Below are 26346 nucleotides of genomic sequence, written 5' to 3'. Positions count from 1 at the left end.
GGACTCCCACCCACTTGATGGGGTAAGGCTCCCAGTAGACGACTGGGTTGATAGGCCGGATATGGAAGCACGGTAACGTGTGGAGTTGACCGGTACTAATAGGCCGAGGGCTTGTCCTCAGTTGCTCGCGTCCACTGTGTTGGTTCTGAAACCACGAACAACCCCACGTCCACAGCGTGGTGCGGTTGACAGTTTCATAGTGTTTCGGTGGTCATAGCGTGAGGGAAACGCCCGGTTACATTCCGAACCCGGAAGCTAAGCCTTACAGCGCCGATGGTACTGCAGGGGGGACCCTGTGGGAGAGTAGGACACCGCCGAACTCCTTTTAGAGCTCTGGCTCTTGGGCATACAGCCCGAGAGCCAGAGCTTTTTTGCGTTGAGGTAAGGTCAGGGGGCATCGTTGGTACGTTTCCCACAGGAGGCCCCCGGGTGGAGGTCCAGGAGACCCGTGTTCAGACAGACCGGGTGCTCACCATCCCGAACATCCTCAGCATGGCGCGTCTCGTCGGCGTGCCGCTCTTCCTGTGGCTGATCCTCAGGCCGGAGTTCGGCGGTCCGAAGAGTGACGGCTGGGCGCTGCTGGTGCTGGCTCTCAGCGGCGTCAGCGACTATCTGGACGGCAAGCTGGCGAGGCGCTGGAACCAGATCAGCAGCCTCGGCCGGCTTCTCGACCCCGCGGCTGACCGGCTGTACATTCTCTCGACCCTGATCGGCCTCACCTGGCGGGAGATTCTGCCGCTCTGGTTGACGGCTCTCCTGCTGGCGCGGGAGCTGGTTCTGCTGGTGATGGTGGGCATCCTCCGACGGCACGGCTATCCGCCGCCGCAGGTGAACTTCCTTGGCAAGGCTGCCACCTTCAACCTCATGTACGCCTTCCCGCTGCTGTTGCTCAGTGACGGAACTGGCTGGATCTCGTCACTCGCTGCTATTTTCGGATGGGCGTTCGCCGGATGGGGTACAACCCTCTATTGGTGGGCAGGAGTCCTCTACGTGGTCCAGGTCCGCCGTCTCGTTCGTGCGGACACCGTGGCCGATTGAACTCGCCGATTGGTGCGGTCGCAACGGCGCGATGGCCCGCACGGGAAAAGTGCGGGACAATTCGGACGGGTGAAGTCGGCGAGACCGTCGTCTCTTCTAGGAGGACGCTTCCGACATGAAGGCCGTCGTGATGGCCGGCGGCGAAGGCACGCGCCTTCGCCCTATGACCTCAAGCATGCCCAAGCCGCTCCTGCCGGTGGCCAACCGGCCGATCATGGAGCACGTTCTGCGGCTGCTCAAAAGGCATGGTCTCAACGAGACCGTCGTCACTGTGCAGTTCCTTGCCTCGCTGGTCAAGAACTACTTCGGTGACGGTGAAGAGCTCGGAATGGAGCTCACCTATGCCAACGAGGAGAAGCCCCTCGGTACTGCGGGAAGCGTCAAGAACGCCGAAGAGGCGCTGAAGGACGACACCTTCCTCGTCATCTCTGGTGACGCTCTGACCGACTTCGACCTCACAGACCTGATCAACTTCCACAAGGAAAAGGGTGCGCTGGTCACGGTCTGTCTGACGCGGGTGCCGAATCCTCTGGAGTTCGGCATCACCATCGTGGACGAAGAGGGCAAGGTCGAGCGCTTCCTGGAGAAGCCGACCTGGGGCCAGGTTTTCTCGGACACCGTGAACACCGGTATCTATGTGATGGAGCCCGAGGTCTTCGACTATGTCGAGGCCGATGTGCCCGTCGACTGGTCCGGCGATGTCTTCCCGCAGTTGATGAAGGAGGGCAAGCCGATCTACGGCTATGTCGCCGAAGGCTACTGGGAGGACGTCGGTACCCACGAGAGCTATGTGAAGGCGCAGGCCGATGTCCTGGAGGGCAAGGTCGACGTCGAGATCGACGGCTTCGAGATCTCCCCGGGTGTGTGGGTGGCCGAGGGAGCGGAGGTCCATCCCGATGCCGTTCTGCGGGGCCCGCTCTACATCGGCGACTACGCCAAGGTGGAGGCCGATGCCGAAATCCGCGAGCACACCGTGGTGGGCTCGAACGTCGTCGTCAAGAGCGGCGCCTTCCTGCACAAGGCCGTGGTGCACGACAACGTGTACGTCGGGCCGCACAGCAATCTGCGGGGCTGCGTGGTCGGGAAGAACACCGACATCATGCGGGCCGCGCGGATCGAGGACGGCGCGGTCATCGGTGATGAGTGCCTGATCGGTGAAGAATCGATCGTGCAGGGCAATGTGCGGGTCTATCCGTTCAAGACGATCGAGGCCGGCGCCTTCGTCAACACCTCGGTCATCTGGGAGTCCCGGGGCCAGGCGCACCTCTTCGGCGCTCGTGGCGTCTCCGGCATCCTCAACGTGGAGATCACGCCCGAACTCGCCGTGCGGCTGGCCGGGGCGTATGCCACCACGCTCAAGAAGGGCGCGACGGTCACCACGGCGCGTGACCACTCCCGCGGCGCGCGTGCGCTGAAGCGGGCGGTGATCTCCGCGCTGCAGGCCAGCGCCATCGACGTACGGGACCTGGAGAACGTACCGCTGCCCGTGGCGCGGCAGCAGACCGCGCGGGGGAGTGCCGGCGGGATCATGATCCGGACCACGCCCGGGGTGCCTGATTCGGTGGACATCATGTTCTTCGACGGGCAGGGCGCGGATCTGTCGCAGGCCAGTCAGCGCAAGCTCGACCGGGTGTTCGCGCGGCAGGAGTACCGGCGGGCGTTCCCGGGTGAGATCGGGGACCTGCACTTCCCGGCGAGCGTGTTCGACTCGTACACCGGGTCGCTGCTGCGGAACGTCGACACGACGGGGATCGCCGAGTCCGGTCTGAAGGTCGTCGTCGACGCCTCGAACGGCAGCGCGGGGTTGTTGCTGCCGAGTCTGCTCGGCAAGCTCGGGGTGGACTCCCTGACCATCAACCCCGGTCTGGACGAGTCCCGGCCGACCGAGTCGGCGGAGGCGCGACGCAAGGGCCTGGTGCGGCTCGGTGAGATCGTCGCGTCCGCGCGGGCGGCGTTCGGGGTGCGGTTCGACCCGGTCGGCGAGCGGCTGTCGCTGGTCGACGAGAAGGGACGGATCGTCGAGGACGACCGGGCGCTGCTGGTGATGCTCGACCTGGTGGCCGCCGAGCGGCGCAGCGGGCGGGTGGCACTGCCCGTCACCACCACGCGGATCGCCGAGCAGGTGGCGGCGTATCACGGGACGCAGGTGGAGTGGACCACCACCTCGCCCGACGACCTCACGCGGGTCGGGGCCGAGGAGTCGACGATCTTCGGCGGTGACGGCAAGGGCGGCTTCATCGTTCCGGAGTTCAGCAGTGTCTTCGACGGCACGGCGGCCTTCGTGCGGCTGATCGGGCTGGTGGCGCGGACTCAGCTCACCCTCAGCCAGATCGACGCGCGGATTCCGCGGGCCCACGTCCTCAAGCGGGACCTGGCGACTCCGTGGGCCGTCAAGGGGCTGGTCATGCGGCGGGTCGTCGAGGCGGCCGGTGACCGCTTCGTGGACACCACCGACGGAGTGCGGGTGGTGGAGGCCGACGGGCGCTGGGTGATGGTGCTGCCCGACCCGGCGGAGGCGGTCACGCACCTGTGGGCCGAGGGGCCGGACGACGCGTCGGCGCAGGCCCTGCTCGACGAGTGGTCGGCGGTCGTGGACAGCGCCGGACGGTAAAACGCCCTGCACGCGCGCGTGCCGGACAAGTGTCCCCCAAGGGGGCCTGTCCGGCACGCCGGTGGGGCCATTCGGAGGTACTGGCCGCGACGTGCGACGATGTGCGGCATGCCGCAGGAGCCCCCCGTTCGGAGCACGTCCCCGCGTCCCTACGCGCGTCCGGACGCGTCCATGTCGCTGCTCACCAACGTCATGGACCACAGCCTCGACGACGGCTACGCCGAGGCGGCGGCGCGGAAGAAGGCCGCGGGGGGCGGGGGGATGCCCAGGACCCTCCGGGCCCGGCTGGGTCTCGCCGCCGGCCTGGTCCTGGCCGCCCTCGTGGTCACCGTCGGTGCCGCGCAGGCCCGGGTGGCCGCTCCCGCTCTGGCCAAGGAGCGCGAGGAGCTGATCGACCGCATCGACCGGGAGACCGAGGCGGCCGATGAACTGGAGAGCGACGTCGAGGAGCTGCGGGGCGAGGTCGACGCGCGTCGGCGGGCGGCGCTCAAGCAGAGCGGTGGCGGCGAGCGCATGGAGCTGATGGGCATCCTGTCGGGCGCCACCGAGGTGCAGGGCCCCGGGGTCAGGCTCGTCGTCGACGACGCCAAGGACTCCCGCGCCGGCGGTGACGCGGACCCGCGCGGGACCTCCGGTTTCTCCGACACCGGGCGGGTGCGCGACCGGGACATGCAGCGGGTGGTCAACGGTCTGTGGGAGTCCGGCGCGGAGGCCGTCTCGATCAACGGGCAGCGGCTGACCGCGCTGTCGGCGATCAGGGCCGCGGGCGACGCCATACTGGTCGACAACCGGCCACTGGTACCGCCGTACACGGTCCTCGCGGTGGGCGACGGGAAGAACCTGAGCGCCCGGTTCCAGAACAGTGCGGACGGGCTGTATCTGCATGCGCTGCAGGAGAACTTCGGCATCCGGACCGCCATCTCCGTGGAGGACGATCTCCGGCTGCCCGCCGCGCCGAGCGTGACCGTGCGCACCGCGCGGCCGAGCACTGAGTCAGCACAGCCGAGAACTGAGAAAGGCACATCGTGATCGCCGTACTGGGCCTCGTCGTGGGAGTCGTGGCCGGCCTGTTGGTCCGGCCCGAGGTTCCGGCGGTCGTCGAGCCTTATCTGCCGATCGCCGTGGTGGCGGCACTCGACGCCGTCTTCGGTGGTCTGCGGGCCATGCTCGACGGCATCTTCGACGACAAGGTCTTCGTGGTCTCGTTCCTGTCGAACGTGGTCGTCGCCGCGCTGATCGTGTTCCTGGGCGACAAGTTGGGTGTGGGCGCCCAGCTGTCCACCGGTGTCGTGGTCGTGCTCGGCATCCGGATCTTCTCCAACGCCGCGGCGATCCGCCGGCACGTGTTCCGGGCGTGAGGCCGATGAGCAACCTCGACGAAACGGGTGAGAACCGGCTGCGCAGGGAGCTGCCAGAGGAGGTGCCGGCGGCGGTACCGCAGGCGGGCGAGCCGGAGGGTGTCGCCGAGCCGGAGGGTGCGGCCGCGCCGGCGCTGACCGGCCGGCAGCGGCTGGTGAAGGGGCTGTGGCCGCCGAGGGTGACCCGGGCCCAACTCATCGTGGCCGTGCTGCTGTTCGGGCTCGGTTTCGGGCTGGCCGTGCAGGTCGCGTCGAACAGCGAGGGCGACGACGCCCTGCGCGGGGCGCGGCAGGAGGATCTGGTCCGCATCCTCGATGAACTCGATGACCGCACGCAGCGTCTTGAAGACGAGAAGCAGGGGCTCGAGAAGCAGCGGGACGAGCTGGAGAACAGCTCGAACCAGGCCGAGGAGGCCCGTCGGCAGACGATCGAGAAGGAGAGACAACTCGGCGTCCTGGCGGGCACGGTGGCCGCGGAGGGCCCCGGCATCACCATGACCATCGAGGACACCAAGGGGACGGTCGAGGCGGACATGCTGCTCGACGCCATCCAGGAGCTGCGCGCCGCCGGCGCGGAGGCGATCCAGGTGAACGGCGTGCGGGTGGTCGCCGGAACCTACCTCACGGATTCCGGCGAAAGTGTGAGCGTCGATGGGAACAAGATCAACGCGCCCTATCGTTTCAAGGTCATCGGCAAGCCGCAGGACCTCGAACCGGCGCTGAACATCCCTGGAGGCGTGGTGCAGACGCTTGAGAAGGAGCAGGCCACCGTGACCGTCGAGCGGTCCGACAAGATCGTCGTGGACGCCTTGCGGGCCGCGAAGCGACCTGACTACGCTCGGTCGTCCTCCCAGTGAACCGCCGGTGCATGGCGGACTTCCGGCGAGGGCATGAGGTTGCGGGGGGTCGGCGCACCGATTGGGTGGTGCGTGGTGGAAACTGTCTGGTGGACACGGACGTTGTGAGGATGTCCGGCTCGACCAGTGTGTGCAATCAGGGTTCGTCCTGCCCCACGGGCGGGTCTGTTTCGGTCAAGGGGAATCGCCCGTGAAGTTGTTTGCGAAGTTGTTCGGCAAGAGCGCACGAGAGGGCCGCGACAGCAACGCGACCGCTCGCCATCGTGCACAGCCTGACGCGGAGGGCCAGCGCCCACTGTTCCGGGACCAGGTGGCTGGTCCGGGCGGTGACATTTCGGGAGGTCAGGGCGTGGCGTCTGTTGACCCTGGCCAGTCCGGCGGCATAGGTTTCGGGCAACCGTCAACCTCAAGTACGGGTGGAGGGTTCTCCTCTGGTCCGTACGCGTCCAATGCCCCGGCGGGGCAGCCGCGGCAGGAGGATCCGTCCATGTCGGTCCTGGTGTGTACGAGGTGCGGTAACCGCAACGCGGAGAGCAGCCGCTTCTGTTCCAACTGCGGCGCGCCGCTGCGGGCGGGCGCGACGCCGGAGCGTCCGTCGGAGACGACCTCCACCATCTCCATCAGCGGTCTGGAGGCCTACGACGCCGAGGCCACCGGTCAGACGCCGATGCCGACGCTCTCCCCGGAGGCGCAGGCCGCCGTCGACGCGCTGCCGCTGGGCTCCGCGCTGCTGGTGGTGCGCCGCGGGCCCAACTCGGGGAGCCGGTTCCTGCTGGACAGCGACCTGACCACGGCGGGGCGCCATCCGCAGAGCGACATCTTCCTGGACGACGTCACCGTCTCCAGGCGGCATGTGGAGTTCCGGCGCAGCCCGGACGGCTCGTTCACGGTGACCGACGTGGGCAGTCTGAACGGCACGTACGTCAACCGCGAGCGGATCGACCAGGTCGCTCTGTCGAACGGTGACGAGGTGCAGATCGGCAAGTACCGGCTGGTGTTCTACGCCAGTCGGCAGGGCATCTGACCCTCCCCCCGGACGCAGTCCGGGGGGAACCCCAGGGAAGGTCCATGCTTCAAACACCGAGCGGCGGTGCCGGCCACGGTACCGCCGCCGCGGACAGTGGGCTGATGAGCATCGGCACGGTGCTGAACGTGCTGCGCGAGGAGTTCCCCGAGGTCACGATCTCCAAGATCCGTTTCCTGGAGTCGGAGGGGCTGATCGAGCCGCAACGGACTCCGTCGGGGTATCGCAAGTTCAGCGCCGGTGACGTCGAGCGTCTCGGTCACGTCCTGAGAATGCAGCGGGACCACTACCTGCCCCTCAAGGTGATCCGTGAGTACCTCGACGCGATGGAGCGCGGCGAGGACGTACGGCTTCCCACGCTCGGCAGGCAGCGTGACGGCGAGGCCCCGGAGCCGGCCGAGGGGCCCACGGCGGCCCGGATCGGGCGGGCCCAGCTGCTCGCCGCTGCCGGGATCGACGAGCGACAGCTGGCCGAGTGGGAGGCGTACGGCCTGATCACGGCCCTGTCCGACGGGGTGTACGACGCGGAGACCGTCACCGTGGCGACCCTGGTGGCGGAGCTGGGGCGGTTCGGGATCGAGCCGCGCCATCTGCGTTTGATGAAGGCCGCCGCCGACCGGGAGGCCGGGCTGGTGGACCAGGTGGTGGCTCCGCTGAAGCGCCACCGCAATCCCCAGACCAGGGCGCTCGCCGAGGCGCGGAGCAAGGAGCTGGCGGGACTCACGGTGAAGCTGCACGCGGCGCTGGTGCAGACCGCCCTCGGGGTGCGGCTGCCCTGAGCCGGGCATGCCGCCGCGAGGGGCCGTGCGGGCGGGCCCGTCGGCGTCTGGCCGAGAGGGCCCGGACGGCCGGATCGGACGCCTGATACCGGCCCGACTACCCAAACATCCCGAGCACGGCCTAGGGTTGCTGTGTGAACGAGCTCGATGTCGTAGGTGTCCGGGTGGAAATGCCCTCCAACCAACCGATCGTGCTCCTGCGTGAAGTGGGAGGCGACCGTTACCTCCCCATCTGGATCGGGCCGGGGGAGGCGACGGCGATCGCTTTTGCCCAGCAGGGCATGGCCCCCGCGCGGCCGCTGACCCACGACCTGTTCAAGGACGTGCTGGAGGCCGTCGGCCAGGAGCTCACCGAAGTGCGCATCACGGACCTGCGTGAAGGCGTCTTCTACGCGGAGCTGGTCTTCGCCAGTGGGGTCGAGGTGAGCGCCCGTCCTTCCGATGCCATAGCGCTGGCCCTGCGCACCGGCACGCCGATCTACGGCAGTGACGGGGTGCTGGACGACGCCGGTATCGCGATTCCGGACGAGCAGGAGGACGAGGTGGAGAAATTCCGCGAGTTCCTCGACCAGATCTCCCCCGAGGACTTCGGCACCAGCAGCCAGTGAGGCGGGCGCGGTCCAGCGGCTCTCGGGTCTGCGGGGCCGCGCGCCCGTGACAGCACTCCGTCGGCACGTGCCTGCGGCGAGTGAGAGCGTCCTGCGGCTCCCGCCGAGAGCATTCGGCTAGCCTTTCCCCGCGGTGGGGTACGGGAAACCACTCTTAGGGTGATTATCACTCGGCGTGCCGAGTGTGGCGATCGTTGACGCACCCTTGGTGACTGCCTACCGTCGAGAAGGCAGGTCAAGGACGGAGGTCGGCGTGAGAAGCAGCGGCGACGGTACGGCTGGGGGTGTCCCCGGACGCGGTCTCGGGGAGCGCGGTCCGTATCCGCTTCACGGCAGGGCGGCCGATCACGCTCCGCAGCGGCCAACGGCGGTGCCCGACGGCGAGGGGGCGGCGTCCCAGGCGGCCGAGGAGGTCGGCTACCGCGGTCCGACGGCCTGCGCGGCCGCCGGCATCACCTATCGGCAACTGGACTACTGGGCGCGTACGGGTTTGGTGGAGCCGAGCGTGCGGCCCGCCTACGGGTCCGGGACCCAGCGGCTGTACAGCTTCCGGGACGTCGTCGTGCTGAAGATCGTCAAGCGGTTCCTCGACACCGGGGTGTCCCTGCAGAACATCCGCACCGCGGTTCAGCATCTCAGGGAACGCGGTTTCCGTGATCTTGAGCGTATGACGCTGATGAGCGACGGCGCGACGGTGTACGAGTGCACCTCCCCCGACGAGGTCCACGCGCTGCTCCAGGGCGGTCAGGGAATCTTCGGGATCGCGGTCGGCGTGGTGTGGCGGGACGTCGAGAACGCGCTGTCCCAGCTGCATGGAGAGCGCATCGACACGGGGGAGACGCTGGTCGGGCAGAACCCGGCCGACGAGCTGGCACGGCGGCGCAACCGCGCGGTCTGAGCCGGTCGCCGAGGCGGTCGCAGGCGGCGTGCCGGGGGATCCGCCGGTGTGTTGCGGGGGCAGTGGAGTGAGCGGTTCTCAAGCGCTTACTGGGGCGTGGGGCCGCATTGTCAGTGGTGTGGTGCAGCATCGGAGATGTGAGAACCGCGCCCACGATCCTGCATCTCGACATGGATGCCTTCTTCGCCTCGGTGGAGCAGGCGTCGAAGCCGAGTCTGCGCGGGAAGGCCGTCATCGTGGGCGGCCTGGGGCCCAGGGGTGTGGTCGCCACCTGCTCGTACGAGGCACGGGTCTTCGGGGTGCACTCGGCGATGCCGATGGCGCAGGCGCGGCGGCTGGCGCCGAACGCCGCGTATCTGGTGCCGCGCTTCGGTCTGTACCGGTCGATCAGCGAGCAGGTGATGGAGCTGCTCAGATCGCTGTCGCCGCTGGTGGAGCCGTTGAGCCTCGATGAGGCGTTCGTGGATCTGGAGGCCGGGGGTACGGCCTGGGACGAGGAGTCGGCGCGGCTGGCGGGGACGAAGCTGCGGGCGGACATCCGCGCGGTGACCGGGCTGACCGGGTCGGTGGGGCTGGCGGCCTCCAAGATGCTCGCGAAGATCGCGTCCGAGCAGGCCAAGCCGGACGGGCTGGTGCTGATCGAGCCGGGGACGGAGCGGGCGCTGCTCGGGCCGATGCCGGTGCGGACGCTGCCCGGCGTGGGCCCGGCGACGGGGGATCACCTGCGGCGCGCAGGGATCACCACGGTCGAGGAACTCGCCGAGGCGGGGGAGGACGAGCTGGTGCGTCTGCTCGGCAAGGCGCACGGGCACGCGCTCCACGCCATGGCGCTGGCCAGGGACGAGCGGCCCGTGGTCGCCGAGCGGGAGGCGAAGTCGGTGTCGGTGGAGGACACCTACGACGTGGACATCCACGACCGGGTCCGGGTGGGTCTGGAGGTGCAGCGGCTGGCGGACCGGTGTGTGCGGCGGCTGCGGGGCGCGGGGCTGTCGGGGCGGACCATCGTGCTGAAGGTGCGCCGGTACGACTTCTCCACGCTGACCCGCTCCGAGACGCTGCGCGGCCCCACGGACGACCCGGCGGTGGTGCGGGAGGCCGCGGCGCGGCTGCTGGATTCGGTGGACACCACGGGCGGGGTCCGGCTGCTCGGGGTCGGTGTCACCGGCCTCGCGGACTACACACAGGAGGACCTGTTCGCGCAGGCGGCGGGGGAGCGGGAGGACGGGCCTTTCGAGGCCGGGGTCGAGGAGCGGGGGCCGGTGGGGGACGAGCCGGCCGAGCGGCACTGGTCGGCGGGGCATGACGTGGTGCACGCCGAGTACGGGCACGGCTGGGTGCAGGGCAGCGGGTTGGGGAGGGTGACCGTGCGGTTCGAGACCCCGGATTCGGAGCCGGGCCGGGTGCGGACGTTCCGGATCGATGATCCGGCGCTGGAGGCGGCTGAGCCGTTGCCGCTGGTGCGGCGAAGAGTCGGGGGGCCCGTGGGGCCAGCGGGCCCTGGTGATCCCGGCGGTGTCGCGGTGTGAGTGGTTCCGGCAGAGCGGTTCGGGCGGCCACGGCAGTCCGGGCGGCTTCGGTCATCCGGGCATTACCGGCGGTCTTGGCGGCCCCGCAGGTCATGGTGGCCTCGGGCGGGCCTGGCCGTCTCGGCAGCCCAATGGGTCCCGGCGGGCCGGGCGGGTCCGGGGGTTCTGGGCCCGCGGGTCCTGGTGGGGCTGGAGGTCCCGGGGAAGGGGAGGTGTCGGACCGTGGTGTCGGGGTGGGACCCGGGGTGAGCGGCTGGGCGGTCGCGGCCGGACGGGCTCGGTGGGTGAAGCCGGTGGGTGCTCGCCCGGCCCCGCCGGTGGCCGCTCACCCCGGGGGCTCAGGTCTCGTCCGTCCCCGCCAGCTTGCCGAACTCGTGGTCCGGGAGCGCGGGCGGGGGCGCGATGTCGAGGCCGTAGTGGTGGTAGAGCTGGAGTTCCTGGTCGGGGGAGAGGTGCCGGCCCACGCCGAAGTCGGGGGCGTCCTTGATCAGGGCGCGGTCGAAGGGCACGTGGAGGCTGCCCTCGATCAGCTCGCTGGGTTCGAGGGGGACGAAGGCGTCCCTGCTGAACAGGCCCGTGCGTATGGCGGCCCACTCCGGGACGCCGGTCGCGTCGTCGAGGTAGACCTCGTCGATGGTGCCGATCTTGGTGCCGTTGCGGTCGAACGCCTTGCGGCCGATCAGGTTGCGCGGATCGATGTCGGTCTGCACCGGGCCCTCCACGTGGTCGCAACTCATCCGTAAGCACTACGAAAGAGCACATTGGAGCAGGCGGCCACTCGAACGCCTGGGCGTTGACCGCGCTGGTAGGCTGGCAACGGCTGCTGACCCCGTGCGGGAGAGTCCTCCGGAGACGACCGGAGGCGCCGAAGGAGCAAATCCTCCCCGGAATCTCTCAGGCCCACGTACCGCACGGACGAGGTCACTCTGGAAAGCAGAGCGGGTGTCGACGGCTTCCGCTCTCACCGACGGTGAAAGCCGGATCCCTCGGGTGATCCGGTGAAGCTCTCAGGTTGAGATGACAGAGGGGGAGGCCGTCCGGGCACCCGCGCCGTGGTGCCCCTCGCAGGTCGCGTCAGACCAGGAGGCCTCCGCAATGACCGCCCCTCGCATTCCGCTCTCCGAACTCGAACAGGGCATTCCGTTCGAGCAGCGCCACATCGGGCCCGACCAGGAGGCTCGGGCCAAGATGCTCGCGCAGATCGGCTACGGCTCGCTGGACGAGCTGACCGCCGCCGCGGTCCCGGATGTGATCAAGAACGCCGACGCCCTGGACCTGCCGGGTGCGCGCTCCGAGGCCGAGGTGCTGGCCGAGCTGCGGGCGCTGGCCGACCGCAACCAGGTCCTGGGCTCCATGATCGGTCTCGGCTACTACGGCACCTTCACGCCGCCCGTGATCCTGCGGAACGTGATGGAGAACCCCGCCTGGTACACGGCCTACACGCCGTACCAGCCGGAGATCTCCCAGGGTCGTCTGGAAGCGCTGCTGAACTTCCAGACCATGGTCGCCGACCTCACCGGCCTGCCGACCTCCGGTGCCTCGCTGCTCGACGAGGGCACGGCCGCCGCCGAGGCGATGGCGCTGTCCCGGCGCATGGGCAAGAACAAGAAGGGGCTGTTCCTGGTCGACGCGGACGCGCTGCCGCAGACCATCGCCGTCATCCAGACCCGCGCCGAGCCGACCGGTGTCGAGGTGGTCGTCGCCGACCTGAGCGACGGCATCCCGGCGGAGGTCGCCGGGCGCGAGATCAACGGCGTGCTGATCCAGTACCCGGGCGCCTCCGGTGCCGTGCGGGACATCAAGCCGGTCATCGACCAGGCGCACGAGCTGGGCGCCCTCGTCACCGTCGCCGCCGACCTGCTCGCGCTGACGCTGCTGAAGTCGCCCGGCGAGCTGGGCGCGGACATCGCCGTCGGCACGACCCAGCGGTTCGGTGTGCCGATGGGCTTCGGCGGGCCCCACGCCGGTTACATGGCGGTGCAGGACAAGATGGCGCGCAGCCTGCCCGGACGGCTGGTCGGCGTGTCGGTCGACGCCGACGGCAACCGGGCCTACCGGCTCGCGCTCCAGACCCGTGAGCAGCACATCCGCCGCGAGAAGGCGACCAGCAACATCTGCACCGCGCAGGTGCTGCTCGCCGTGATGGCCGGGATGTACGCCGTCTACCACGGCCCGGAGGGCCTGAAGGGCATCGCCCGGCGCACCCACCGCTACGCGTCGATCCTGGCCGCGGGCCTGGCCAACGGTGGGGTCGAGGTCGTCCACGGCGCGTTCTTCGACACGGTGACCGCGCGGGTGCCCGGCCGGGCCGCCGAGGTCGTCGCCGCGGCCCGCGAGAACGGTGTCAACCTGCGGCTCGTCGACGCCGATCAGGTGTCGATCGCCTGCGACGAGACCACCACGCGGGCTCAGCTGAGCGCCGTATGGACCGCCTTCGGGGTCGAGGGCGACGTCGAGGCGCTGGACGCGGCCACCGGGGACGTGCTCCCCGGTGACCTGCTGCGCACCGACGACTTCCTCACCCACCCGGTCTTCCACCAGCACCGGTCCGAGACCGCGATGCTGCGCTACCTGCGCCGGCTCGCCGACCGGGACTACGCGCTCGACCGCGGCATGATCCCGCTGGGCTCCTGCACCATGAAGCTCAACGCGACCACGGAGATGGAGCCGGTCACCTGGCCGGAGTTCGGCCAGCTGCACCCGTTCGCGCCCGCCGAGCAGGCGGAGGGCTACCTCACGCTCATCCGCGAGCTGGAGGACCGGCTGGCCGAGGTCACCGGTTACGACAAGGTGTCGCTCCAGCCGAACGCCGGTTCGCAGGGCGAGCTGGCCGGTCTGCTCGCCGTACGCGGCTACCACCGGGCCAACGGCGACGAGCAGCGCACCGTCTGCCTGATCCCGTCCTCCGCGCACGGGACGAACGCCGCGAGCGCCGTCATGGCCGGGATGAAGGTCGTGGTCGTCAAGACCGCCGAGGACGGCGAGATCGACGTCGACGACCTGCGGGCCAAGATCGAGCAGTACCGCGACGAGCTGGCCGTTCTCATGATCACGTACCCCTCGACGCACGGTGTGTTCGAGGAGCACGTCTCCGAGATCTGCGCCCGGGTGCACGAGGCGGGCGGCCAGGTGTACGTCGACGGCGCCAACCTGAACGCGCTGGTCGGGCTGGCCAAGCCGGGCCACTTCGGCGGTGACGTCTCCCACCTGAACCTGCACAAGACTTTCTGCATCCCGCACGGCGGCGGCGGTCCCGGTGTCGGCCCGGTGGCCGTCCGCGAGCACCTGGCGCCGTACCTGCCGAACCACCCGCTCCAGCCCGCCGCCGGTCCGGAGACGGGCGTCGGCCCGATCTCGGCCGCGCCGTGGGGCTCCGCGGGCATCCTGCCGATCTCGTGGGCGTACGTCCGGCTGATGGGCGGCGAGGGGCTGAAGCGGGCCACGCAGGTGGCGGTGCTCAGCGCCAACTACGTCGCCAAGCGCCTAGAGCCGCACTACCCAGTGCTCTACACGGGTCCCGGCGGGCTGGTCGCGCACGAGTGCATCATCGACCTGCGTCCGATCACCAAGGCGACCGGTGTGAGCGTCGACGACGTCGCCAAGCGGCTCATCGATTTCGGCTTCCACGCGCCGACGATGTCGTTCCCGGTGGCCGGCACGCTGATGATCGAGCCGACCGAGTCCGAGGACCTGGCCGAGCTGGACCGGTTCTGCGACGCGATGATCGCCATCCGCGCGGAGATCGAGAAGGTCGGCACGGGTGAGTGGCCCGCCGACGACAACCCGCTGCGCAACGCGCCGCACACCGCGGGCGCGGTCGGCGGCGAGTGGGAACACGCGTACAGCCGCGACGAGGCCGTCTTCCCGGGCGGGGTCTCCGCCGCCGACAAGTACTGGCCGCCGGTGCGCCGGATCGACCAGGCGTTCGGTGACCGGAACCTGGTGTGCTCGTGCCCGCCCCTGGACGCGTACGAGGACTGATCCCGCGCGATCCCTCGCGGATCCCTCGCGGGCGGGGCTCCGCTTCGGCCTGGACGGCCGGAGCGGGGCCCTTTCCGCGTTCGGGGACGCCCCTCAGGCGCGTGCGTTCCGGGGGCGCCCCTCAGGCGGGGTACGCGTGCGTCTGGGTGGCCTTCACCGTGGCCCAGACCTCCGCGCCGGGGTGCAGGTCCAGCTCGGCGGCGGCGACCGTGGTGAGGTCCGCGGCGAGCGGGAGCTCACCGGTGAGGGCGGTGCGGATCTGGTCGCCGTGGGTCTCCAGGCCGGTGACCGAGCAGCGCCAGAGGTTGCGGGCGCTGGAGCCGGCGGGGCGCTCGCGGTAGAGGGTCACCGCGCCCGGCGGGAACGCGACGAACACCGGGCCGACGAGGTCCTCGGTGGTGGTGATGGCCGGGCCCGCGTCCAGGCGGACCGTGTGGCCCTCGGCGCGGCCCTTGTAGAGGTTCAGGCCGACCAGCTGGGCGACGTAGTCGGTGCGCGGGCGGCGGGCGATCTCGGCGGGCGTCCCCTCCTGCACGACCCGCCCGTCCTCGACCACCACCAGCCGGTCGGCCAGCACCATGGCGTCCAGCGGGTCATGGGTCACCAGCACGGCCACGGCCTCGAAGTCGGCCAGGTGGTGGCGGAGCCGGGCGCGCACCTCCAGGCGGGTGCGGGCGTCCAGGGCGGCCAGCGGCTCGTCCAGGAGCAGCAGCCGGGGGCGGGTGGCCAGGGCGCGGGCGAGGGCGACCCGCTGGGCCTGGCCGCCGGAGAGGCGGCGCGGCTTGGCGCCGGCGTGCTCGGCGAGGCCCATGCGGTCCAGCCAGGTGGCGGCATGCGCGCGGGCCGCCGCCTTGGTCGCGCCCTGACAGCGCGGTCCGAACGCCACGTTGTCCAGGGCGGTGAGGTGCGGGAAGAGCAGATAGTCCTGGAAGACGACCCCGACCGGGCGGGACTCGGGCGGCGTACGGTCCAGCGTGACGCCGTCCAGCCGCAGATGCCCGCCGGTGAGCGGGGTGAGCCCGGCGAGGGCGCGCAGCGCGGTGGTCTTGCCGGCGCCGTTCGGGCCGAGGAGGGCGACGACGTCGCCGGGGGCGGCGGAGAGGGCGACGTCCAGGCGGAAGGTCCCTCGGTCGACGATCAGACGGGCGTCCAGGCCGCCGTTCTGTGCGGGGGCCTTGCTCGGAGTGCTGTTCGCGGGTGGGCCGTTCTCGGTCATGTGGCTCTCATCCAGCGGTCGCGCAGGCCTGCCAGGACCGCGATGGAGACGGCCAGGAGGACCAGGCTGAGGGCGATCGCGGCGGCGGGGTCGTTCTGGAGGGCCAGGTAGACGGCGAGCGGCATGGTCTGGGTGCGGCCGGGGAAGTTGCCCGCGAACGTGATCGTCGCGCCGAACTCGCCCAGCGCGCGGGCCCAGGCCAGGACGGCGCCCGCCGCGATGCCGGGGGCGATCAGGGGCAGGGTGACCCGGCGGAAGGCGGTGAAGCGGGAGGCGCCGAGGGTGGTGGCGGCCTCCTCGTAGCGCGGGTCTGCGGCGCGCAGGGTGCCCTCCACGCTGATGACCAGGAACGGCATCGCGACGAACGTCTCCGCGAGGACGACGCCCGCGGTGGTGAACGGCAGCGTGATGCCGAACCACGCGTCGAGCCACCGCCCGACGACGCCGTTGCGGCCGAGGGCCAGCAGCAGCGCGACACCGCCCACCACCGGCGGCAGGACGAGCGGCAGGGTCACCAGCGCGCGGACCAGGCCGCGCCCGGGGAACTCGGTGCGGGCCAGCAGCCAGGCCAGCGGGACGCCGAGGACCAGGCTGAGCGCGGTCGCGGCCGTGGCGCAGATGAGGGACAGCCGGAGCGCCTCCCACACCCCGGGGCTGGTGAGCTGCACCGGCAGGCCGCGCCAGGGGGTGCGGACGAGGAGGGCGATCAGCGGCACCAGCAGGAAGGCCAGTCCGAGGAGCGCGGGGGCCAGGAGAGGCAGCGGCACTGCGCGCGAGCCCTTGAGGCGCCGGGGCGGTCCGCCCGCCGGGCTCTCGGGGCTCATGGCTTGAGGAACCCGGCGTCGGTGAGCACCTTCTGGCCCTCGGCGGACCGGACCAGCGCGATGAACGCCTTGGCGGCCTGGGCGTGGGGGGCGTCCTTGAGCAGGGCGATCGGGTAGTCGTTGACGGCGTCGGCCGACTCGGGGAAGTCCACGCCCTCCACCTTGTCACCCGCGGCCCGCACATCCGTCCGGTACACGACGGCGGCGTCGGCCTCCTTCAGTTCCACCTTGGTCAGGGCGCCCCTGACGTCCTGCTCGTACGACACGGGTTCGAGGTCGAGTCCGGCGGCGTCGAGGGCCCTCTGGGCGGCCGCACCGCAGGGCACCTCCGTGTCGCACAGCACGACCTTCAGGCCCGGCTCGGTGAGGTCCTCGAGGGCGGAGATCTTCTCCGGGTTGCCCGGCAGGGTGGCGATCTGGAGCTGGTTGCGGACGAAGGTGACCGGCCGGCCGGCCGTGCCGTCCCGGTCGGTGACGACGGCCATGGTCTTCGGGCTCGCGGCGGCGAAGACGTCGGCGGGCGCGCCGTTGGTGATGCCCGCGGCGAGGCTGTCGCTGCCGCCGAAGTTGAAGGACACCTCGGTGCCGGGGTGCTGCCGCTCGAACTCCGCGCCCAGGGTTTGGAAGCTCTCCTCGAGGGAGGCGGCGGCGAAGACGGTGACCGTGCCGGAGAGCTTCGGGGACCTTGAGTTCTCGGTGGCGTCGTCGTCGGAGGAGGACGAGCAGGCGCTCAGGGTGAGCAGCGCCGCGACGCCCGCGCCGGCGATGCGCAGGGTCCTGCGGGCAGTGGTACGGGTCATCACTGGCCACTCTCTCTGTCGTCCACGGGTGTCTCGCGCACTTCGTCCGCGGCGCGTCCCGCGCGGTGACGCGTACGGGGTCCCGGGTGTCCCTTACGCCGATCATAGTGACGCAGATGCGAGCTGAAAGTCTGCTGGAGCATCGCATGAGCGAGCTTTGGGCAGTCGGAGGCGCGCATGTACGTTCCTACGGAGAGAGTCGGCCCTCAGCTGCGGTCGACATGGACATTCGTCGACTTGACGCGTGCCGTGGCCTCCATGCCCACCTCCAGGCCCAGTTCCTCCACGGCCTCACGGGTGAGCAGGGAGACCAGGCGGTGGGGACCCGCCTGGATCTCGACCTGGGCCGCGACATCGCCGAGCTTGATCGCGGTCACGATGCCGGGGAAGGCGTTGCGGGCGGAGGTGTGGGGGGTCTCCTCCTCGGAGCTGCCGGCCTTGGCGAGTTCGACCGAGAACGCGGCCAGGTCCCGGCCGTCGATGAGCCGGCGCCCGGTCTCGTCGCGGTGTGTCGCCACTCGGCCCGCGTCCGCCCAGCGGCGTGCGGTGTCGGGGCTGACGCCGAGCAGTCGTGCGGCCTGGCCGATGGTGTAGGAGTGCATGCCCGTCACGATAGGGCCGGCCGGCTCACGGCTCCTCCAGCCCCGACGCCCGGAACACCGCCGGAGCGGTCTGCTCGTCGACGCGCAGGCGGCGTTCGACCGGTTCGCCCGGGTGCCGGAGGCTTGACCGGCGGCGGACACGCAGCGGGGCCGGTCCGTGGGCCGGCCCCTCGGTACGGGTGGTGCTCAGGCGGCGGTCATCACCCGGCTGGTGTCCACAGGACGGTGCGGGGCGATGATCTGGCCGTCCGGCAGGAGCTCACCGGTGTCCTCGAAGAGCACGACGCCGTTGCACAGCAGGCTCCATCCCTGCTCCGGGTGGTGCGCCACGAGACGGGCGGATTCCCGGTCGGCGGAGTCGGCGGTCGGGCACGGTGGCTGGTGCTGGCACATTGTCGGGATCTTTCGCTCTGTCGTGTTCATGGCCGCCCCCGTTGGATAAGTCGGTCGGAACCCCAGTGTTGCCCCACGGGCGTCGATCCGCAGGGATTTCACAGCACCGCTTCTCATAGGTTCATGACGCGTCACCCACGCGGACGGTTCATCCCAACTGCACTGTCCCTTTGGGTGGTTTCCGATGGCCGGAAGGGGCTAGTCCAGCCGGGGGACGCGGCGAACGGCCGTACCCCGCCACGGATCTCGTGGCGGGGTAGGCGTTGTGCTCGGGGGCCGGTCGGTTCTCAGGCGGGCGAGCCGAGCAGGGGTGTCGGGGGCGTCGGCGACGCCGGGGCCGCCCTGACGGTCAGCACCGGCAGCAGCTCGGCGACGCGGTGCGGGCGGTGGGCGGCGATGCCGGGCGGTGCGGGTGCCAGTGGCACCAGCAGATCGGTGGCCGCGGGGCTGCCCGTCGCCCCGTCCGCGGCGCAGTCGCCGTGCAGCCAGAGCGTGAGCATGTACAGGCTCGGCACGGACAGCAGGCGCGGCTGATAGGGCTGGGTCAGCGTCCCGGCCTGGTGCAGCGCCTGCTCGGTGGACCGGATGTACGGCCCCTCGAAGAAGTGCGAGAACGCCCAGCCGTCCGGGGTCAGTCTGGTCTCGGCGGCGGCCACGGCACGGTCGCCGGAGCGGATCAGGAAACGCCAGCCGGCCAGCCGGGTGGCGGGCACGCCGTCCGCGCCGACGCTGTCGAGAACGTGCACCGGCAGCGGCAGCTCGGGGGTGACGGGCCCCGGGGCGGTGAGCAGCGAGGGAGTTCGGGCCTCGCGGACAGCGGTGGGGGAACCGAGTGCCGTGAGGACGGAGCGAAGTGCGGGCGCGGGAGCCTGGGGGACATGCAGCGGCATGGTGGGTCGCCTCTCATTCGACAGGCACAGTGAAGCGAGGGGGCTGGGGGCGGACGACGCTGTCAGCTCACGAGGTCAGAGAGGCGGGGGCCGGGGTCTGTGCCCGAAAGATGCGGGTGAGGGCTTGCCGCGGAGTGCCGACGGCAGGCTCCTGAGACCGGGCGCCAACCTTCTCTGCCTTGTGCGCGGAGTTTATACGACAGTTGTTCACCCGGTGTTTCGTCTAGCTGATCCGGGGCACTTCGGCAAGAAGTCATTCAGCCGGTGGGAGGTCGATGATACGCGGGGAATCCTCCCGATTCCAGACCGATCGCGCGCCGCTGACCTCGCACAAAGGGCGAGCCGCGGTCGGCTGTTTCTTGTCGGCGTTTTTCACGAGTGGGCGGCCCGCGGAAAATGCTTCCGGCGCCATGCCCGGGGAATGTGCCGTCGATCGATCTGGACAGGTGTGACCAGAGTAGCCGTCCGAGGCGCAGGCCGGGGACGTTATGGATCGCAACGGCTGGGCATCATCCACCCTGACCCGCACATCGGCGGCCGGGCCGCCCGGACCGCCCACCGAAGGAGGGACGCTTCGATGGGGGAGAAGGTCGAGGCAGGCGCGTTCGACCTGTCCGATCGGCAGCGCTACCGCGACAAGCTCCAGAAGTGCCTGAAGGGTCTGGAGCGGCTCCTGGAGGAGAAGCGCTTCGACCGGCCGAGGAATCTGATGGGCCTGGAGATCGAACTGAATCTCGCGGGCGCCGACGGCATGCCGAGAATGCTGAACGGTCAAGTTCTCGAAAGGATCGCCAGCCGTGATTTCCAAACAGAACTTGCCATGTTCAATCTGGAGGTCAACGTAGCCCCACACCCGCTGGGCGGGCGGGTATTCGATCGACTGGCCGAGGAACTCCGCACCTCGTTGGCGTATGCTCACCGGAAAGCCGGAGAGGTCGACGCGGGAATCGTGATGATCGGCATTCTGCCGACGCTGGAGCGAGACGACCTGGTCTCCTCGAACCTCTCCGACGTCGACCGGTACACCCTGCTCAACGATCAGATCGTGGCCGCGCGCGGCGAGGACTTCACGCTCGACATCGACGGGGTGGAACACCTCGTCTGCACCGCCCGGTCCATCACGCCCGAGGCCGCCTGCACCTCGGTGCAGCTGCACCTCCAGGTCACGCCGGGCCGGTTCGCCGATGTGTGGAACGCGGCGCAGGCGGCGTCGGCCGCGCAGATAGCCGTCGGCGCGAACTCGCCCTTCCTGTTCGGCCGAGAGCTCTGGCGGGAGTCCCGGCCGCCGCTGTTCCAGCAGTCCACCGACACCCGGCCGCCCGAACTCCAGGCGCAGGGCGTGCGGCCGCGGACCTGGTTCGGGGAGCGGTGGATCTCCTCGGCGTACGACCTGTTCGAGGAGAACCTGCGCTACTTCCCGGCACTGCTGCCGATCTGCGACGACGAGGAACCGCTGGCCGTGCTCGACGCGGGCGGGGTTCCCAAGCTCGGCGAGCTGGTGCTGCACAACGGCACCGTCTACCGCTGGAACCGGCCGGTGTACGACGTCGCCGACGGGGTTCCGCATCTGCGAGTGGAGAACCGGGTGCTGCCGGCCGGGCCCACGGTGACGGATGTCGTGGCCAACGCGGCGTTCTACTACGGCCTGGTCCGGGCGCTGGCCGAGGAGTCGCGGCCCGTGTGGACCCGGATGCCGTTCGAGACGGCGGCCGCCAACTTCGACGCGGCGTGCCGGTACGGCATCGAGGCACGGCTCACCTGGCCGCGGCGCGGACGGCACGGCGGACTCACCGAGACGGACGCGGTGACCCTGGTCCGCGACGAGCTGCTGCCGCTGGCCGAGGCGGGGCTGGACGCCTGGGGGGTGGAACCGGCGGACCGGGACTTCTACCTCGGAGTCATCGAAGAGCGTTGCCGACGGCGGGCGAACGGGGCGTCCTGGCAGGTCGCGACGTTCCATCGGGCCCTGGAGGCCGGCCTGCCCAGGGACGCGGCACTGGCCGCGACGACTCGGCGGTACGCGGAGCTGATGCGATCGGACGAGCCGGTGCATCTGTGGCCCGTAGGGGTGCCGGAAAAGGTGGGGATGGGGTGATGTGAGGGCACGCCCGCACCCGCCGACAGGGGCGTCGGGCCTCACGGTCAGGGGAGTTCGTAAGCTCTGTCCCGGGTTTGTCGTGAGGCAGTGGGAGGCAGAGTGCGCGGCGAGGCGGGTGCGGTGGCAGGGACCTCGCCGGGGGAGCGGCCCGGGCGGCGGGTGCTGCGGGACGAGACGGTGCTGGTGCTGGCGCTGTCGCTCGGTGCCAGCGGCGTCTCCGCCCTGATCAGTTTCGTCGGCTCGGTGACCAGGCCGGGCGGGCTCAAGGACCAGGCCGCCACGCTGAACTCCTCGGCCGCGCCGGGCCGCCCCTGGCTCGACCTCGCCTGGCAGCTCTTCGGGATCACGACGGCGCTGGTGCCGGTCGCCCTCGTCGCGCACTTCCTGCTGCGCGAGGGGCAGAGCCTGCGCACCCTCGGCTTCGACCGCACCCGGCCCTGGCCCGATCTGGGACGCGGCGCCGCGATCGCCGCCGTGATCGGCAGCACCGGCATCGCCTTCTATCTCGCCGCCCGCGGCCTGGGCTTCAACCTCACCGTGGTACCCGAGGCGTTGCCCGACGTGTGGTGGAAGTTCCCGGTGCTGATCCTCTCGGCGCTGCAGAACGCCGTGCTCGAAGAGGTCATCGTCGTCGGCTACCTGCTGCACCGGCTCGGCCGGCTGGGCTGGTCGCCCGGCAGCGCGCTGATGGCCAGCTCGGTCCTGCGCGGTTCGTACCACCTCTACCAGGGCATCGGGGGTTTCATCGGCAACCTGGTGATGGGTGTCGTCTTCGTCCACCTCTACCGCCGCTGGGGGCGGGTGGGGCCGCTGGTGGTGGCGCACTCGCTGCTCGACATCGGGGCGTTCGTGGGCTACGCGCTGCTGGCGGGCAAGGTCGGCTGGCTGCCGACGGCGTGACCGGCAGAGGGGCCGTACGACACTGTCGTACGGCCCCTTTCGGTGTGATCACGCGTGCAGTTCGCCCTCGATCACCGTCACCGCGTTCCCGCTGAGCAGCGTGCGCTCGCCGCGCAGTTCGACATGGACGCGCCCGGAGCGCGGCGATGCCTGCAGGCCGGTCAGGGCGGTACGGCCCAGGCGCTCGGACCAGAACGGGGCGAGCGCGGTGTGGGCGCTGCCGGTCACCGGGTCCTCGTCGATGCCGACGTTCGGGAAGAAGCAGCGGGAGACGAAGTCGTATCCGCGCGCCGGATCCTCGGCGCGGGCGGTGGCGATGACGCCGCGCCGGGAGAACGCGGCGAGCGCCTTGTGGTCCGGCGCCAGGGCGTGGACCGTCTTCTCGTCGGCGAGTTCGAGCAGCAGGTCGCCGACGTGGGGGCCGGTGTCGAAGACCGCGTGCGGCACCGCGCCCAAGGCGTCGGCGACCCCGGCGGGGACGTCGACGCGGGTGAGCGGGGCGGTGGGGAAGTCCAGGGTGATCGAGCCGTCCCCGCGCGGCGTCGCGATCAGGACGCCACTGCGGGTGGCGAAGCGTACGGGGCCTTCGTGGGCGCCGGTGGCGCGCAGGACGTGGGCGGTGGCCAGGGTGGCGTGGCCGCACATGTCGACCTCGGTGACCGGGGTGAACCAGCGCAGTGCCCAGTCGGCCTCGCCGCCCTCGGGCAGCCGGTGCGCGAAGGCGGTCTCGGCGTGGTTGACCTCCATGGCCACGTTCTGGAGCCAGGCGTCGTCCGGGAAGGCGTCGAGAAGCAGGACGCCGGCGGGGTTGCCGGTGAAGGGGCGGTCGGTGAAGGCGTCGACGATTCGAATCCGCATGGCTTGACGCTAGGGGCCCGGCAAAGCCGCAGGCCAAGGCCAATTCACGAGTGCTGGACCGATTTCGCGGGCGGCCGGCCGCGGCCGGGGCTGTCGGCAGGGCCTTGCCGTACGGACTCTTCCGATATATCGTTGAAGCATCGCGAACGATACGCGACAGTTCAATGACTGAACGAATATCGACTGAAGGAGTGGAGTGATCGCCATGCGTTCCCACGGATTCGAGCGTGGACACGGTGGTTCCGGCCGGCACGGCCGGGGTGGTTTCGGCGGTGGTACCGGTGACGGCTTCGAGGGGCGGCGTGCCGCCTTCGGCCCCTTCGGGCCGGGTGGCCCCGGCTTCGGCGGGCCCGGCTTCGGGGGCGGCCCCTGGGGTCCGCGGGGAGGCCGCGGCGGGCCGCGCGGCAGGGCGCGGCGCGGTGACGTACGGGCCTCGATCCTGGCCCTGCTGAAGGACCGGCCGATGCACGGCTACGAGATGATCCAGGAGATCGCCGGGCGCAGCGGCGGCGCGTGGAAGCCCAGCCCCGGCTCGGTCTACCCCACCCTCCAGCTGCTGGAGGACGAGGGTCTGATCTCCAGCGAGAGCGAGGGCGGCAAGAAGCTGTTCTCGCTCACCGAGGCGGGCCGTGCGGCGGCCGAGGAGGGCCCGGACGCTCCCTGGGAGGAGGCCTCGCGGGGCGTCGACTGGGAGGCGCTGAACGACATCCGCCAGGCCGGGTTCGGTCTGATGGAGGCCTTCGGCCAGGTCTGGAAGACCGGTACCGCCGAACAGCGCGAGAAGGCGCTGGCGGTCATCAACGACGCCCGCAAGAAGCTGTATCTGATCCTCGCCGACGAGGACTGATCCGCGGCGAGGGCCGATCTGCGGCGGCGAGGACGCCCCGCGGGATGTCCGCGGGGCGTCCTCGCGCGCCCGCCCGCGGAAGACGGCGGTGGACCCGCCGCCGCCAGGGCTGACGGACCGTCAGCTTTTTTGCGGCGGGCGGGACGGGCTGACGTCGGCCCACTCGCTGTGTCACCGCGGCGTCGAACAGGTTCCACACGCGCGGGAACGGCCCTCGTCGTGCAGTGCCAGGCGTCCCGGAACGGGTCGGCGGGCAGCGCGTCCTGCGGGGCGTACACCCGGCACACGTACTGCCGTCCGTCGACCGCCGGCAGGGCGACCAGCCGACACCCGCTGTCCATCGCCCTGTGGGCCGTGCGGCGGGGCACCATGGTCGCCCTCCAGGCGCACGGCAAGGCGGCGCGCGCCTCGGGAGGAGATACGGCTTGATCTCCTCCCTGAGGAGGAGATCCGGGCCGGGGACGTCCGCTCTGTGTGGGACGCAAAAATGCATCTCGCCGGGGATGCCCCGATCCGCAGGGGCTGATGGGGTAGGGGTGTGCACCCCCCCATCCCCCGGCAGTCGGTCCATGACCGGGCCGCCCGCCGCGTGGACGACGATGCCGGGCTCGACGCCGGGACGGCATCCGCGCTCGCCGCCGCCCGCCGCCGGGCCGTGCGGGACGGGGACCCGCAGATCGACACCGCCCATCTCCTCCACTCGCTGCTGGAGTACGACCCCGAGGTCCGGGCGGTCCTCGACGGCGGACCGCGGCTCGCCCGGCTGCTCGGGTATCTGGTGCAGCGCAGCATCGGCTACGGCCTGCGCTGGCAGGGCAGTGTCGAGGACTCCGGCGCCCTCCCGGTGGTGCCCGGCGCGGAGGGCTGTTCGCCGGTGGCCGCGGCAGCGCTGTCGTACGCCCGCGAGCGGGCCGGGCGGCGCGGGGAGGCCCGGGCGCGCGGGGTGGATCTGCTGGCCGGGATCCTCGTGGACCCCGAGGCGCGGGCGGTCGAGGTGCTGGGCCGGGCCGGGATCGATGTGACCGGGCTGCGGGCGCGGATCGACGGCCCGGCGCTCGACGTCCGGCTGCTCGAGGAGACCTCGCCTCCGCCGCGGTCTTCACCGCTTGCGCGGCCCGCGCGGGAACACGCCGCGGGGGACGAGGCGGGGTTCTGAGGTCCAGCCGGTGAGACAGGTGTCATCGGGGGTGAAGCTCATGTCAACGCCTGTCATCATGTGCCGGTGCATACGTCTGAAAGCAGTCAGGGCAGCCGTGGGAAGGGCTTCGGGCTCGGTCTCGCACTCGCGTCGGCCGTCGCGTTCGGCGGCTCCGGAGTCGCGGCCAAGCCGCTGATCGAGGCCGGTCTCGACCCCCTGCACGTGGTGTGGCTGCGGGTCGCCGGGGCCGCCCTGGTGATGCTTCCGCTCGCCGTGCGGCACCGCGCCCTGCTGCGCCGCCGCCCCGCGCTGCTCGCCGGGTTCGGACTGCTCGCCGTCGCCGGTGTGCAGGCCTGCTACTTCGCCGCGATCTCCCGGATCCCCGTCGGGGTCGCGCTGCTCGTCGAGTACCTGGCGCCCGCGCTCGTCCTCGGCTGGGTGCGCTTCGTGCAGCGGCGGCGGGTGACCCGGGCCGCCGCGCTCGGCGTGGTGCTCGCCGTCGGCGGGCTCGCCTGTGTGGTCGAGGTGTGGTCGGGGCTCGGTTTCGACGCGCTCGGCCTGCTGCTCGCGCTCGGCGCCGCCTGCTGCCAGGTCGGCTACTTCGTCCTGTCCGACCAGGGCAGCGAGTCCGGCGAGGACGCCCCCGACCCGCTCGGCGTGATCGCGTACGGCCTGCTCGTCGGCGCCGCCGTGCTGACCGTCGTCGCCCGCCCCTGGGGGATGGACTGGTCGGTGCTCACCGGCACCGCGCGCATGGACGGCACCCCGGTCGCGGCCTGGCTGCTGCTCGGCTGGATCGTGCTCGTCGCCACGGTCGTCGCCTATGTCACCGGCGTGCTGGCGGTACGCCGGCTCTCGCCGCAGGTCGCCGGTGTCGTGGCCTGCCTGGAAGCGGTGATCGCGACCGTCCTGGCCTGGGTGCTGCTCGGCGAACACCTGTCGCTGCCGCAGATCGCGGGCGGTGCGGTGGTACTGGTCGGCGCGTTCATCGCGCAGTCCTCGGCACCCGCGAAGAGCGGCTCGGAGCCGATGGAGGGCGGCGGCGCGGAGCGGGAGCTGTCCGCGCGGGGCACGGGTGCGTGAGGCCGCGGCTGCGTGGC

General features: G+C 70.9%; 25 protein-coding genes, 2 rRNA genes and 1 riboswitch. Of the genes, 19 read left to right on the top strand and 8 right to left on the bottom strand.

All coding sequences use genetic code 11. From position 1 onward, the window contains the following. The 12 genes from VE614_RS03965 to VE614_RS03910 form a co-directional block, all read left to right on the top strand. Nucleotides 1-119 (top strand): 23S ribosomal RNA (locus VE614_RS03965); the annotation flags it as partial. Nucleotides 120-203: 84 nt separating this feature from the next. Further along, nucleotides 204-320: ribosomal RNA gene (rrf, locus tag VE614_RS03960) — 5S ribosomal RNA — on the top strand. A 109-nt stretch (nucleotides 321-429) separates the two neighbouring features. Continuing rightward, nucleotides 430-1038 (top strand): CDP-alcohol phosphatidyltransferase family protein, encoded by a 609-nt coding sequence (locus VE614_RS03955; protein ID WP_324931987.1) that lies wholly within the window; start codon nucleotides 430-432, stop codon nucleotides 1036-1038. A gap of 115 nt (nucleotides 1039-1153) precedes the next feature. Continuing rightward, nucleotides 1154-3649, top strand: a complete 2496-nt coding sequence (locus tag VE614_RS03950; protein ID WP_324931984.1) for a mannose-1-phosphate guanyltransferase — start codon at nucleotides 1154-1156, stop codon at nucleotides 3647-3649. Between the two features lie 99 nt (nucleotides 3650-3748). Next, nucleotides 3749-4678, top strand: coding sequence for a DUF881 domain-containing protein (locus tag VE614_RS03945; protein ID WP_324931981.1), 930 nt, complete (start codon nucleotides 3749-3751; stop codon nucleotides 4676-4678). Further along, a complete protein-coding gene (locus VE614_RS03940) occupies nucleotides 4675-5007 on the top strand; it encodes a small basic family protein (RefSeq protein ID WP_003988855.1) in 333 nt (110 codons plus the stop codon). The genes VE614_RS03945 and VE614_RS03940 overlap by 4 nt, the downstream gene beginning before the upstream one ends. A 5-nt stretch (nucleotides 5008-5012) precedes the next feature. Further along, a complete protein-coding gene (locus VE614_RS03935) occupies nucleotides 5013-5864 on the top strand; it encodes a DUF881 domain-containing protein (protein ID WP_324931977.1) in 852 nt (283 codons plus the stop codon). A 61-nt stretch (nucleotides 5865-5925) separates the two neighbouring features. After that, a complete protein-coding gene (locus VE614_RS03930; protein ID WP_324931975.1) occupies nucleotides 5926-6888 on the top strand; it encodes an FHA domain-containing protein in 963 nt (320 codons plus the stop codon). Nucleotides 6889-6932: 44 nt separating this feature from the next. Continuing rightward, nucleotides 6933-7667, top strand: coding sequence for a MerR family transcriptional regulator (locus VE614_RS03925; RefSeq protein ID WP_324931972.1), 735 nt, complete (start codon nucleotides 6933-6935; stop codon nucleotides 7665-7667). A gap of 134 nt (nucleotides 7668-7801) precedes the next feature. Further along, nucleotides 7802-8275 carry a bifunctional nuclease family protein gene (locus tag VE614_RS03920; RefSeq protein ID WP_004002801.1) on the top strand — a complete coding sequence of 158 codons (474 nt, stop codon included), beginning with the start codon at nucleotides 7802-7804 and terminating at the stop codon, nucleotides 8273-8275. Between the two features lie 253 nt (nucleotides 8276-8528). Beyond that, nucleotides 8529-9173, top strand: a complete 645-nt coding sequence (locus VE614_RS03915; protein WP_324931969.1) for a MerR family transcriptional regulator — start codon at nucleotides 8529-8531, stop codon at nucleotides 9171-9173. Nucleotides 9174-9310: 137 nt separating this feature from the next. Beyond that, nucleotides 9311-10699 carry a DNA polymerase IV gene (locus tag VE614_RS03910; RefSeq protein WP_324931966.1) on the top strand — a complete coding sequence of 463 codons (1389 nt, stop codon included), beginning with the start codon at nucleotides 9311-9313 and terminating at the stop codon, nucleotides 10697-10699. A 338-nt stretch (nucleotides 10700-11037) separates the two neighbouring features. Here the strand turns inward: VE614_RS03910 and VE614_RS03905 are convergent, their stop codons facing one another. Next, nucleotides 11038-11409, bottom strand: coding sequence for a PRC-barrel domain-containing protein (locus VE614_RS03905; RefSeq protein WP_086738835.1), 372 nt, complete (start codon nucleotides 11407-11409; stop codon nucleotides 11038-11040). Between the two features lie 114 nt (nucleotides 11410-11523). After that, a riboswitch (glycine riboswitch) is annotated at nucleotides 11524-11619 on the top strand. 175 nt (nucleotides 11620-11794) lie between these two features. On the opposite strand from VE614_RS03905, the gene gcvP reads away from it, so the two are divergent. Beyond that, nucleotides 11795-14680 carry an aminomethyl-transferring glycine dehydrogenase gene (gcvP, locus tag VE614_RS03900; RefSeq protein ID WP_324931959.1) on the top strand — a complete coding sequence of 962 codons (2886 nt, stop codon included), beginning with the start codon at nucleotides 11795-11797 and terminating at the stop codon, nucleotides 14678-14680. A gap of 121 nt (nucleotides 14681-14801) precedes the next feature. Here gcvP and VE614_RS03895 read toward each other — a convergent pair whose 3' ends face one another. The 4 genes from VE614_RS03895 to VE614_RS03880 all read right to left on the bottom strand — a co-directional run bounded on the left by VE614_RS03895 (nucleotide 14802) and on the right by VE614_RS03880 (nucleotide 18122). Continuing rightward, nucleotides 14802-15896, bottom strand: a complete 1095-nt coding sequence (locus VE614_RS03895) for an ABC transporter ATP-binding protein (RefSeq protein ID WP_324931956.1) — start codon at nucleotides 15894-15896, stop codon at nucleotides 14802-14804. After that, on the bottom strand, nucleotides 15893-16720 hold the full coding sequence (gene modB / locus VE614_RS03890) for a molybdate ABC transporter permease subunit (protein ID WP_324931953.1): 828 nt from the start codon (nucleotides 16718-16720) through the stop codon (nucleotides 15893-15895). Before modB ends, VE614_RS03895 begins: the two co-directional genes overlap by 4 nt. After that, a complete protein-coding gene (modA, locus tag VE614_RS03885) occupies nucleotides 16717-17520 on the bottom strand; it encodes a molybdate ABC transporter substrate-binding protein (RefSeq protein ID WP_324931949.1) in 804 nt (267 codons plus the stop codon). The genes modB and modA overlap by 4 nt, the downstream gene beginning before the upstream one ends. A gap of 206 nt (nucleotides 17521-17726) precedes the next feature. Beyond that, nucleotides 17727-18122: a helix-turn-helix transcriptional regulator gene (locus VE614_RS03880; RefSeq protein WP_324931947.1), complete on the bottom strand. Its 396-nt coding sequence runs from the start codon at nucleotides 18120-18122 to the stop codon at nucleotides 17727-17729. Between VE614_RS03880 and VE614_RS03875 the strand changes: the two genes are divergently transcribed. Continuing rightward, a complete protein-coding gene (locus VE614_RS03875) occupies nucleotides 18121-18249 on the top strand; it encodes a hypothetical protein (RefSeq protein WP_324931944.1) in 129 nt (42 codons plus the stop codon). The two genes, VE614_RS03880 and VE614_RS03875, sit on opposite strands and share 2 nt — an antisense overlap. Nucleotides 18250-18308: 59 nt before the next feature. Here VE614_RS03875 and VE614_RS03870 read toward each other — a convergent pair whose 3' ends face one another. Next, nucleotides 18309-18515, bottom strand: coding sequence for a DUF5999 family protein (locus tag VE614_RS03870; protein WP_324931941.1), 207 nt, complete (start codon nucleotides 18513-18515; stop codon nucleotides 18309-18311). 287 nt (nucleotides 18516-18802) lie between these two features. Further along, entirely contained in the window at nucleotides 18803-19405 is a 603-nt protein-coding gene (locus VE614_RS03865; RefSeq protein ID WP_324931938.1) for a hypothetical protein, read from the bottom strand. A gap of 577 nt (nucleotides 19406-19982) precedes the next feature. On the opposite strand from VE614_RS03865, the gene VE614_RS03860 reads away from it, so the two are divergent. Together VE614_RS03860 and VE614_RS03855 are read left to right on the top strand one after the other, a co-directional pair. Continuing rightward, entirely contained in the window at nucleotides 19983-21500 is a 1518-nt protein-coding gene (locus tag VE614_RS03860; RefSeq protein ID WP_324931935.1) for a glutamate--cysteine ligase, read from the top strand. 102 nt (nucleotides 21501-21602) lie between these two features. Then, nucleotides 21603-22403, top strand: coding sequence for a type II CAAX endopeptidase family protein (locus VE614_RS03855; RefSeq protein ID WP_324931999.1), 801 nt, complete (start codon nucleotides 21603-21605; stop codon nucleotides 22401-22403). Between the two features lie 48 nt (nucleotides 22404-22451). On the opposite strand, the gene VE614_RS03850 is transcribed toward VE614_RS03855, so the two are convergent. Then, nucleotides 22452-23261: a PhzF family phenazine biosynthesis protein gene (locus VE614_RS03850; RefSeq protein WP_324931932.1), complete on the bottom strand. Its 810-nt coding sequence runs from the start codon at nucleotides 23259-23261 to the stop codon at nucleotides 22452-22454. A 205-nt stretch (nucleotides 23262-23466) separates the two neighbouring features. Here VE614_RS03850 and VE614_RS03845 point away from each other — a divergent pair, with 205 nt between their 5' ends. The 3 genes from VE614_RS03845 (at nucleotide 23467) to VE614_RS03835 (ending at nucleotide 26329) form a co-directional block, all read left to right on the top strand. Further along, on the top strand, nucleotides 23467-24108 hold the full coding sequence (locus tag VE614_RS03845) for a PadR family transcriptional regulator (RefSeq protein ID WP_324931928.1): 642 nt from the start codon (nucleotides 23467-23469) through the stop codon (nucleotides 24106-24108). 538 nt (nucleotides 24109-24646) lie between these two features. Further along, entirely contained in the window at nucleotides 24647-25264 is a 618-nt protein-coding gene (locus tag VE614_RS03840; protein ID WP_324931926.1) for a Clp protease N-terminal domain-containing protein, read from the top strand. Between the two features lie 60 nt (nucleotides 25265-25324). Beyond that, nucleotides 25325-26329, top strand: coding sequence for an EamA family transporter (locus VE614_RS03835; RefSeq protein ID WP_324931923.1), 1005 nt, complete (start codon nucleotides 25325-25327; stop codon nucleotides 26327-26329). Nucleotides 26330-26346: the final 17 nt, after the last annotated feature.

Origin of the sequence: Streptomyces sp., from assembly GCF_035645055.1 — a bacterium.
GTDB lineage: Bacteria > Actinomycetota > Actinomycetes > Streptomycetales > Streptomycetaceae > Streptomyces.
This window is presented reverse-complemented; position numbering and strand designations above follow the sequence as displayed.

What these genes read in the sequence shown, in the direction of transcription:
- VE614_RS03950 (WP_324931984.1), top strand. Translation starts at nt 1,154, where the DNA reads ATGAAGGCCGTCGTGATGGCCGGCGGCGAAGGCACGCGCCTTCGCCCT.
- VE614_RS03945 (WP_324931981.1), top strand. Translation starts at nt 3,749, where the DNA reads ATGTGCGGCATGCCGCAGGAGCCCCCCGTTCGGAGCACGTCCCCGCGT.
- VE614_RS03935 (WP_324931977.1), top strand. Translation starts at nt 5,013, where the DNA reads ATGAGCAACCTCGACGAAACGGGTGAGAACCGGCTGCGCAGGGAGCTG.
- VE614_RS03925 (WP_324931972.1), top strand. Translation starts at nt 6,933, where the DNA reads ATGCTTCAAACACCGAGCGGCGGTGCCGGCCACGGTACCGCCGCCGCG.
- gcvP (WP_324931959.1), top strand. Translation starts at nt 11,795, where the DNA reads ATGACCGCCCCTCGCATTCCGCTCTCCGAACTCGAACAGGGCATTCCG.
- VE614_RS03895 (WP_324931956.1), bottom strand. Translation starts at nt 15,896, where the DNA reads ATGACCGAGAACGGCCCACCCGCGAACAGCACTCCGAGCAAGGCCCCC.
- modB (WP_324931953.1), bottom strand. Translation starts at nt 16,720, where the DNA reads ATGAGCCCCGAGAGCCCGGCGGGCGGACCGCCCCGGCGCCTCAAGGGC.
- modA (WP_324931949.1), bottom strand. Translation starts at nt 17,520, where the DNA reads ATGACCCGTACCACTGCCCGCAGGACCCTGCGCATCGCCGGCGCGGGC.
- VE614_RS03875 (WP_324931944.1), top strand. Translation starts at nt 18,121, where the DNA reads ATGCCCGTCACGATAGGGCCGGCCGGCTCACGGCTCCTCCAGCCCCGA.
- VE614_RS03880 (WP_324931947.1), bottom strand. Translation starts at nt 18,122, where the DNA reads ATGCACTCCTACACCATCGGCCAGGCCGCACGACTGCTCGGCGTCAGC.
- VE614_RS03870 (WP_324931941.1), bottom strand. Translation starts at nt 18,515, where the DNA reads ATGTGCCAGCACCAGCCACCGTGCCCGACCGCCGACTCCGCCGACCGG.
- VE614_RS03865 (WP_324931938.1), bottom strand. Translation starts at nt 19,405, where the DNA reads ATGCCGCTGCATGTCCCCCAGGCTCCCGCGCCCGCACTTCGCTCCGTC.
- VE614_RS03860 (WP_324931935.1), top strand. Translation starts at nt 19,983, where the DNA reads ATGGGGGAGAAGGTCGAGGCAGGCGCGTTCGACCTGTCCGATCGGCAG.
- VE614_RS03850 (WP_324931932.1), bottom strand. Translation starts at nt 23,261, where the DNA reads ATGCGGATTCGAATCGTCGACGCCTTCACCGACCGCCCCTTCACCGGC.
- VE614_RS03845 (WP_324931928.1), top strand. Translation starts at nt 23,467, where the DNA reads ATGCGTTCCCACGGATTCGAGCGTGGACACGGTGGTTCCGGCCGGCAC.